Source organism: Dokdonella sp. (assembly GCF_049593775.1).
Lineage (GTDB): Bacteria > Pseudomonadota > Gammaproteobacteria > Xanthomonadales > Rhodanobacteraceae > Dokdonella.
On sequence record NZ_JBAWHJ010000183.1, the window covers coordinates 1 to 8788 of the forward strand.

Consider the following 8788-nt stretch of genomic DNA (forward strand, 5'->3'; position numbering starts at 1 on the left):
TCCCAAGCCGGGTTGACCCATGCAAACTTTTTGGTCGACAGTTTTCGATGATTCCAGTGCGGGAACGCGATTCGGACAGCTTGCCCGGGCCGTCGGCCTGCTGGCCACCCTGGTGCTCCTGTTCGAAGCCGGCTATTTCCTGCTTACCGGCCTTCTGGAGATCATCAATTTCGGTTGGCGCCAACCGATGTTCGACCAGTACAAGATGTATCCGCACTACCTCGAGTTCGCGTTCCCGGAGAACATCATCCAGCTCGAGAACGGGCACCGCCCCCTGCTGCCGATCCTGATCACCCTGGCCGAAATCCGCTGGATGGGTGCAAACCAGACCCTGCACATCACCGTGGGCGCGGTTTGCGCATCCGTTATGGCTACGATCCCCGCGCTTGCTGCGTGGCGCCAACGCGCGATCTCCATGCCAATGCGTGCGGCCGCAGTTGCAGTGGCCGTGATCGGCATCTTCTGGTTGGCGAATGCCCGCATGCTGCTGCATGGCAACGAGTTGCTGCATGTCTACCTGCCGGGCACGCTGGTCCTGCTCGGCGCACTGTGCGTACATCGAGCCTCGTTGCATGCACCGGTCCGGTGGATGACTGCAGCGACTATCCTGTGCACGGGAGCGACGTTCTGCTTCGGTGCCGGCGTTGCCGCCTTCCCTGCCATCGCGCTGGTGGCCTGGGTATCTGGAGTTTCACCTCGTGCGATAGGGATGCTTGTGGTCGGCCTCGCGGTTTCACTGGCGATCTATCTGTTCGTCCTGCCCGGTGACGACGGTGTCCGCCAGATGCTGCAGCTCCGCCCCGTCGACAGCATCGCTACGGCAGCACGCTGGATCGGATCTCCATGGGTCAATGCCTGGCTGGGATTCGCCGATCCCCCGCTCTACCACTGGATGGCCGCGGACAATCAAGCCAGACTGCCTGGCTCCCTGGTTTCCAGCTCGGCCAACGGCATCCAGCAACTGTTTGGCATCTCGCTGAGGATGACGGGATCACTCATCCTCGGGCTTGCCGGCCTTTTCTTGCTGGCGATCGCTTTGCTGAAACGCGCACTTCGCCGCGGCCCGGTCAGCGCGATAGAGAACGTTGCCCTGACCATGGCCTTGTTCGGCGCCGCAATTTCGGTGCTGATCGGCGTCGGAAGACTCGACCACATGATCAGGCTACCCGATGATATTTTCGCTGATCGCTACCTGCCCTGGTCATGCACGTTCTGGATAGGCATCGCCATCCTGGCTCTGCTGAGGCTGGATCGTGCCCGCCTTGCACTCAAGGCCACGACAATCGCTCTCGCAATAGTAATTCCCGGGCTACTGCTGCCCAGCCACAGAAGCTGGGCCGGCTGGGGCGAGGCGGTCTACAAGAACAGCCAGGCATCAGCCGCAGCGGCCTTGTCGGATGTTTTTGATCCCCGGATATTCCCCAACGATGCTTCAGCGTCGCACGAAGACGTAGTTCATACACTTGATCTTCTACGGCAAAATCGTCTGGCCATGTTTGCCGGCCCGGAGGCCGGTCTGATGGATTCACACTTTCCTCTGTCCACTGCGCCGAATAGCTCTGCCGTTGTCGTCTATGGCCTGAAAATTGTCCATGACGAGTTTAGCGATATGCCGGCGGCAAGATTTGATGTGTTCATAGCCGATGAGATTCGATGGGTTCGGAACCAGGGGCCCATGGTAGTGCTCGATCCGGAAAACCGTGTTCGTGGCATCGTTCTACCCAGTTTTATCGACGGCCAACCGTCTGGACCACGCCTTAAGCGCGCCAGAAAGCGTGGCTATACTGGGTACATCAAGGAATTCAGTAGCTCGCGAACCTATCGCCTGGCTTTGCTCGATCCAGATCTGGTTGCCGCCATTGTGTTAGCTGAAATTCCGTCGGGCCAATGAGCTCCACAGAATGCAGGCTCACGCTCAAGAACTGAACTTGACAAAATCGCTCGATCAATTCATGACCACCCTTCCGACACTACACCTGGGACGGAGATGCTGTGTTTCACAACCACATTGAGTGCAGGTCACTTGACTCAAGCAGCAGGTCAAGCTGTCAGGATATAGGCGGAAAAATACCTCCGCATCACACTTCACGGCGAGCCAATTTCGCGAGTTGGAAGCGTGCTGTACGCTACCAGCTCAACCACTGACCCGTATCCAATTGATATTCGTTCTGGTGTCCCAAGCCAGCACCGAAACCTTCCAAAACTCCATTCAGGAAACCAACAGTACGGCCATCAATACCAGACCCAGAAGCCTTCGCAGATAATTTTTTGCCGCACGGCAATACCGATCTGGCATATTTGACTCACCACTACCGCAGGTTCACATCTACGCTTGAGGAATTCTGCTCGACATGGGACCTCTCGCGCGGAAACCGCGTATTGGATATTGGGGCCCACTGGCTGCACCAGGCAATTCTCTGGGAACATGCGGGGTTCAAAGTCACTGCCGTAGATATGCCGATTACGTTTGAAATGACGAGCGTGCAGTCCATCGCCCGCGCCAACAACATTCAACTAATCCCTTGCGACGATCTTGAGGCAGCGAGCGCACTTGATGCGATCCCGGACTCCAGCATCGACGTAATCTTGTTTACTGAAATCATCGAGCATTTGACTTTCAACCCTGTGCGATTTTGGAAGCAGGTCTATAGGATTCTTGCCCCCAAAGGACGCCTGTTGGTGACCACACCCAACTACTACGCATGGAATGGCCGTGCGTGGGATGTCATGAGATTCCTGCGCGGATTCGGCGGAGGACTAAGTGTGGATGGAATTCTGGGCACCAACACCCATGCTCATCATTGGAGGGAATTCTCCCGGCTCGAACTCATTCGATATTTCTGTCTCTTGTCTCCGGATTTCAATACTGTCAAGGCGAAATCGGTTCGAAATTACTATCCGCAAGTAGCGACAGGCATGAAGAGAGTGGTGTCGAAAGCAGCCGAGGCCATTCCAGGACTCCGGCCAAACCTTCATCTTGGAATTGATTTGCGATCGAAGGAACAAGGCATTGTCATGGAGCCGGGCTGGTAGTTGGAACATTCAACAGCAAGGGAGAATCGGAAACCCCCACGCCAACCGGCGAGTCACATTTGCCTATTCTCACGGCTCCAAGTGGGCGGGAACCGGGATAGGCACTGCGTCCGTCAAGGTCGCTGTCTGGCGCGAACCATGCTCGTATGTAGCCCTATCCTCCTCTCCGATAGCCGTTTTATTCAGTGGACCAACTCCGCGGAAACAACTTTGTAGGCCAGTTCGCGGCAGTCACCTGAACTGCCGTCGGCGGAGGGTTGCCAATGTTCCGCAGCATGGATCTTGAGTGTCACAAGTTTTCCTGCCCCAGCTCTAAGCTTCAATCGCACCTTCGTTCGTGAGCCACGCGCCAGATTCTGCGTAAATCCATCGCCGGCCCATTCGATGCGCAGGACCTGATCCGTATCCAATTGGGAGGGTGCCCAGAGATCGAGAACCAGCGCAGACATGCTGCGCGTGGGTTCGAAAGCAAACTCGAATTCTGAACTGACCCAGCCATCGGGCCATATTCCCATGGGTCCACCCGACTGGGTGGCGTAGCCCTGGAGTTCCACCCGCTGTGCGCCACGCGCCTCGGCCAGGGCGTACTCAAGGCTGGCGATCTGGGCACCGAACTGCTTTTCCCTCTCGTAGAGGTAGCGCAACTGGGTGCGCAGTCTGACGAAGCGATTGCGCAGATCCCTCATGTCTGCATCGGAAAGATGGCGCCCAGCTTGCCAATCCACCGGCATCATTTCGGGCACATAGATGGTCGCATGGGGCGCTGCGGTTTCTTCGGCAGGACGCTCTCGCGTATACAGATAAATCGCAAAAGATCGGCGTGATACGCCTTGATGATCTTCAGGCAGCTGGATATTCGAGAACCCGTGCCATGAAGTCTCGGTTGTCTCGAAGACCACCGCCTTGTTGATCAGTGGGCACACGCGGACGGTTCGGTTGGTACTTGCGTCCCAGGGATCCGAGTGCAGCTCGAGTTCCCCGCCCCACTCCGACTCCCACTCCTCGTTGAGATAGATAATAATATTCAGCCGGCGATGCCACTTTGTACGCGGGTGATAGTTGAAGTCCACGTGTGCATCCAGCCCTTGTCCGTGGCGGTTCTCGTGGGTGCCACCACCAATGTAGTCGGGGTCGTATAGCAGGTCAGGGATTCCCGTAACTTCGGATGCGAACTGCAGGAATTCCGGCGTTTGCAGGTAGCGATCAAGTTCGCGATACGTTTCGGAAATATCCCGCACATCCATGCGCACAGCCTTGCCACCCACCTGACCCATCTCGTTCAGGGCATGCCGATCCTCGAACCCGGGAAACTCCGAACACAACAGTCGGCAAAATTCAGGGTCAAGAAAATTATTGATGACCACATGTCTAAATGGCTTTGCTACGCTGAATGCAAGCGCAAAGTCCTTACAATGCTGGGCAGCTGCTGCTGAGATCACTTTCATCAAGGCGTCCGGGCCGGAGGGTCCGGGAATTATACGAAGCCATTGGCACATCCACGCGTTGGAGGCGGAACCCCATGTTTTTCAAGCGAAAGACCAAGACTCCTTGTCGCGCTTGCGGAGAGAATGCCAGCCTGGACGTGGTCGGGAAGGTGGCACCCACGCATCCCGGCCCCTTCCACACGTCCGAGTTCGAGCTTCTTCATTGCCCGGAATGCGACTCCGTTTATCTGAATCCTGCTCCCACCGATGATGATCTTCGCGTTCTTTATGAGGAATCGGTGCAGTTTGCCGACGATCACTACACCTCCGATGAGCAGATTGGAAAGATCCTTGAGTACTACGGAAGTGCGGTGCGAGATCGACAACTACTTTCGCATGGCGAGGCTCGCGTTCTTGAGGTCGGAGCCGGATTCGCATGGGTTTCGCGGGCCAGCAAGGATGCTGATGCCAGCTGCTTTACCGTTGCCCAGGATGTTAGTGCCGAGTGCGCGGACAAGTGTGCCTGGGTGGACCAGTACCACGTTGGAAGCCTGGAGAGCTTGCCGGCAAGCGAGAAGTTCGACCTTGCCTCGATGACTCATGTCATCGAGCATCTGGTCGATCCCGAATCCATGCTAGGAGCGATTTCCAGCCGTCTCAAGGTTGGCGGAAAACTCTTCGTGACCGCACCCCATCGGCCAACGGGCTGGAGCCCGAAAATGGGGATCGACGCCTGGAAGGCATACTCCTATCTGCACGTTCCTGCCCACGTCACGTATTTTTCGGACACCTGGTTTAAACGGGTGGCACCGCGTCACGGCATGAAGATCGTGCATTGGGATGCGCAACACGAAGACGGTCAGGCATTCGAACTGGTGCTTCAGCGCATCTAGTCCGGGCAACGAACTCCTTGAGGGAATCACGCATACACGGCCAACGTCACCCCAAGGCCATCGCGGATTGGGGGTTGCGCAGTGCCCAGCCGTGCAAATCGTGCGGGAGTGGGCTCAAGCTTGCCTGGCCTGCGCCTGCTCCTTGCTGGTCAGGGCGACCTTGTCGCGCAGGTAGACCGGCAATGCCAGCTCCGGAGCAAGCCCGACTCCCGCTGCGTGTTCACGAACTGCGAGCCGCGCCACAGCGGCTGCTTGCGGGTAACACAGACCGTTGGCTGATGCCGGTTCGGAAAGCATCCTGTTTCTGACAATGGCCGAATAGGTTTCCCAACCGGTCCCCACCACGTTCCACTCGGCTGCCGTGGAAAGATCCAGCGCCTCGGCCGAACCCACGCTTTCGGATCCGAACGGTTCGACCAGGCCATCGACAGCCCGGCGAAAGGCACCGGCATAGACCTCGCCCATGCGCGCATCGATGATGGCGAAGATCGGCCTGCCATTGGCGGGCGCCTCCATGGCCAGGGCGGCAAGAGACGATATCGGAATGACCGGAAGATCGAGCGCAAGGGCCATCCCCTGTGCAGCCGAGATGGCGAGGCGAACACCGGTAAATGCGCCGGGTCCTCGGCCGACCGCAATCGCGTCGAGCTGGCGACGCGATACTCCGGCTTCGACCAGTACTTCATCGCACATCGGCAAAAGCAGTTCGGCATGGCGGCGCGGCGCGATCTCGCTGCGCGCGATGATCTCGCCATTGCGACTCAGGGCGACCGAACAGCATTCCGTGGAAGTTTCGAAGGCGAGCAGGTTCATGACGGCATTCTACCTGTGCGCTCGGCCACGTCGCCGCCCATCTGATACCAGTCGATGCGACGGGTCAGGTACATCAGCGCGCCAATCGCCACGAGAAGGGCAATCGCGCCCATCAGCAGTGAATACTGCTCGCTGATGACAAGGCCATAGAGCAGCACGTAGACCAGGGCGAGTAACGCACTCAACGTTCGCCCTGCACTGCGACTGCGTGCAGACGCTGCGGCGTAGCCAGCAATGATGCCCACCACCGCAATGGCTGCAATGGAATAGGCCCAGGCGAAACCGATTTGCTCGGACAAGGCCAGCAGTACGACATAGAACGTGCACAGTGCGAGGCCAACCATCAGGTACTGGACGGGATGCACGCGCCACCGGCCCAACGCCTCGAAAAGGAACAGGGAAATAAATGTCAGCGCGATGAACAAGACACCGTATTTGCCGGCGCGCTCGTTGCGCTGATAGGTCCCCACTGGCTGGAACAGCTCCACACCGAATGCGGATTGCCGCAGAGTATGAACGTTGAGCTCGGACGCCTGCCCTTGCTGCCCGTAGCTGCGGTTGAGATCGAGCACCTGCCAATAGGCCTCGAAACCCGAGGCGTCGCCCTTGCGCCGCTCTGGCAGGAATGCACCGGCAAAGCTGGGGTCCGGCCAGGCTCCGGACAGGGTCACATCCGTCTGCCGCGCCAATGGGAGGAAGTGGATTTCGGCCGTGCCGGCAAGACGCAAGTCGAACGAAAACTCCTTCTTGCCAGTCATTTGATCAGGATCGATGGGCCATGGCACTTCGGTACCCGCAATGCTGCCTGTCACCGTGCTCGCAGGACCAAACGCCAGTTCCTCTCCGCCGATACGCAAGGCCGACAGGCTTCGAATGCCACGAACATCCGACACCGGAACCCGCAACACCGCTTGCTCCCACTGCGGCACCCCACCGTGAGCGGCCAGTTGGGAAATCGTATCGGCGCGGAAGTGACCGGTCATGGACAGCGTGGCCGTGTAGATCGGCGTCGCGTAGATGCCGTAGCTGCGTACTTCGGTTTCGAGATTGCCGCGAACATCGAGTTGCTCCGGCAGGACGTACCTCGCTTCATCCCGGTTGATCCAGCCCTTGTCCGTCTGCAGCTGCCAGCGTACAGGCACGATCAGCATCGGCCCGCCCGCAAGCTGGGTCCCGCCCCAGCGCTCGGCGATCGAGGTTTGCGCCTGCTGCTCCAGTCCCTGACGCTCGCGCGTCAGGCTCTGTACTTGCCAGAGCGGAATCAACATGAGCAAGGCAAGCAGCCCGACGCCCATGGCCTTGAAGGTGACACCCTGAGTCCAACTCCGCGCTTGCATGATCGTGCTCCTCGATAGGCTGAGGGACATGAGACACGACGGAATGGGCTGGAACAGGCCGCGAATATGGCCATTTCCGGGCACTGAGTGCTGCCCTGCCTGCCTTGTGGCAAGCGAATGAGACGAAGGTGGTGGGCCGTGAAGGATTTGAACCTTCGACCAATGGATTAAAAGTCCACTGCTCTACCGCTGAGCTAACGGCCCCCTGCTTCAATCAAATACCGCTGTCGCGCAAAGCGCGACGATCACTCCCCATCTCCCCGTGGGAGAGGGTACGGGGTGAGGGTCCGGGCTGCGACATGCCACATCGCAATTCCACGCCCATCACCGCCATTCTTGCTGCATGCTTCGATTGCGATGCGCAGCCGATCAAAGGCAAGCGCATCGCGGCTGAAGCCGCTTCCTACGAGAAGCCGTGGCTCGAGCTCACAGCTACTTGCCTGTCCCCCCGAACGCCCCGGATTTAGTCACAAACGATCGGACGCATTTCACGCGAACCGCGAAGTTTAACGGCATTCGCCCCTTAGCGGTAGCGTGTCGGGTCCTCGATTTCGGCAGCAGCGAATCCTTCAGCACGCAGGCGACAGGCATCGCAGTGTCCGCATGCGCGTCCATCCGTGTCTGCCTGATAGCAGGAAACAGTGCCGGCGAAGTCGATTCCAAGCCGAATCCCCTCGCGGGCAATGTCCGCCTTGCTCATCCGGATAAGCGGTGCATGAACCCGAAGCTGATGGCCTTCAACACCCGACTTTGTCGCGAGGTTGGCCAGTTGCCGAAATGCTTCGATGAATTCCGGCCGACAATCCGGATAGCCCGAGTAGTCGATGGCATTGACCCCACAAAAGATATCGTCCGCACCGAGTACTTCAGCCCAGCCCAGTGCGATGGACAGCATGATCGTATTGCGTGCGGGCACATAAGTGACCGGGATGCCATCGCCCCCCTGTTCCGGCACATCGATGTCCGCAGTCAAGGCCGAACCGCCTATGGATCGCAGGTCGATGGTGACGGTCTTGTGCTGCACGGCACCGAGCTCCTGCGCGATTCGTGCCGCAGCGACCAGTTCGGAGGAATGGCGCTGGCCGTAGGAAACGCTGAGAGCATGGATAGCGAAGCCCTGCTCACGAGCCAATGCCAGCGTGACGGCGGAATCCATGCCGCCCGAAACCAGGACTACTGCGGATTTTTGTGATTGTTCAGTCATGATTGCGTTTGAAGTCGCCAGGGTTTGCTCTTTCTGATTCCAACGTTGAATTTCGCATCGCAGCAAATGTGAACGGCGCGCGAG

At 58.5% G+C, this 8788-nt stretch carries 7 protein-coding genes and 1 tRNA gene; 3 read left to right on the forward strand and 5 right to left on the reverse strand.

All coding sequences use genetic code 11. The features are described 5' to 3' along the window. Nucleotides 1-19 precede the first annotated feature (19 nt). Nucleotides 20-1891, forward strand: a complete 1872-nt coding sequence (locus tag WBP53_RS06305; protein WP_423927047.1) for a hypothetical protein — start codon at nucleotides 20-22, stop codon at nucleotides 1889-1891. A gap of 407 nt (nucleotides 1892-2298) precedes the next feature. After that, nucleotides 2299-3033 (forward strand): class I SAM-dependent methyltransferase, encoded by a 735-nt coding sequence (locus tag WBP53_RS06310; protein WP_423927059.1) that lies wholly within the window; start codon nucleotides 2299-2301, stop codon nucleotides 3031-3033. A 182-nt stretch (nucleotides 3034-3215) separates the two neighbouring features. Here the strand turns inward: WBP53_RS06310 and WBP53_RS06315 are convergent, their stop codons facing one another. Beyond that, nucleotides 3216-4478 (reverse strand): 2OG-Fe(II) oxygenase, encoded by a 1263-nt coding sequence (locus tag WBP53_RS06315; RefSeq protein ID WP_423927049.1) that lies wholly within the window; start codon nucleotides 4476-4478, stop codon nucleotides 3216-3218. A 74-nt stretch (nucleotides 4479-4552) separates the two neighbouring features. Here WBP53_RS06315 and WBP53_RS06320 point away from each other — a divergent pair, with 74 nt between their 5' ends. Further along, entirely contained in the window at nucleotides 4553-5350 is a 798-nt protein-coding gene (locus tag WBP53_RS06320; protein WP_423927051.1) for a class I SAM-dependent methyltransferase, read from the forward strand. A gap of 114 nt (nucleotides 5351-5464) precedes the next feature. Here WBP53_RS06320 and tsaB read toward each other — a convergent pair whose 3' ends face one another. From tsaB to queC, 4 genes are all read right to left on the reverse strand, one after another. Beyond that, on the reverse strand, nucleotides 5465-6163 hold the full coding sequence (gene tsaB / locus WBP53_RS06325; RefSeq protein WP_423927053.1) for a tRNA (adenosine(37)-N6)-threonylcarbamoyltransferase complex dimerization subunit type 1 TsaB: 699 nt from the start codon (nucleotides 6161-6163) through the stop codon (nucleotides 5465-5467). Continuing rightward, complete coding sequence (gene creD / locus WBP53_RS06330; protein WP_423927055.1) at nucleotides 6160-7500, reverse strand: cell envelope integrity protein CreD; 1341 nt, start codon at nucleotides 7498-7500, stop codon at nucleotides 6160-6162. The genes tsaB and creD overlap by 4 nt, the downstream gene beginning before the upstream one ends. Before the next feature lie 129 nt (nucleotides 7501-7629). Further along, a tRNA-Lys gene (locus WBP53_RS06335) sits at nucleotides 7630-7704 on the reverse strand. Between the two features lie 319 nt (nucleotides 7705-8023). Next, nucleotides 8024-8704 carry a 7-cyano-7-deazaguanine synthase QueC gene (gene queC, locus WBP53_RS06340; RefSeq protein ID WP_423927057.1) on the reverse strand — a complete coding sequence of 227 codons (681 nt, stop codon included), beginning with the start codon at nucleotides 8702-8704 and terminating at the stop codon, nucleotides 8024-8026. Between the last annotated feature and the right edge of the window lie 84 nt (nucleotides 8705-8788).

Bases quoted from the DNA above. Each gene is read 5' to 3' on its own strand.
- WBP53_RS06305 (WP_423927047.1), top strand. From the start codon at position 20: ATGCAAACTTTTTGGTCGACAGTTTTCGATGATTCCAGTGCGGGAACG.
- WBP53_RS06315 (WP_423927049.1), bottom strand. From the start codon at position 4,478: ATGAAAGTGATCTCAGCAGCAGCTGCCCAGCATTGTAAGGACTTTGCG.
- WBP53_RS06320 (WP_423927051.1), top strand. From the start codon at position 4,553: ATGTTTTTCAAGCGAAAGACCAAGACTCCTTGTCGCGCTTGCGGAGAG.
- tsaB (WP_423927053.1), bottom strand. From the start codon at position 6,163: ATGAACCTGCTCGCCTTCGAAACTTCCACGGAATGCTGTTCGGTCGCC.
- creD (WP_423927055.1), bottom strand. From the start codon at position 7,500: ATGCAAGCGCGGAGTTGGACTCAGGGTGTCACCTTCAAGGCCATGGGC.
- queC (WP_423927057.1), bottom strand. From the start codon at position 8,704: ATGACTGAACAATCACAAAAATCCGCAGTAGTCCTGGTTTCGGGCGGC.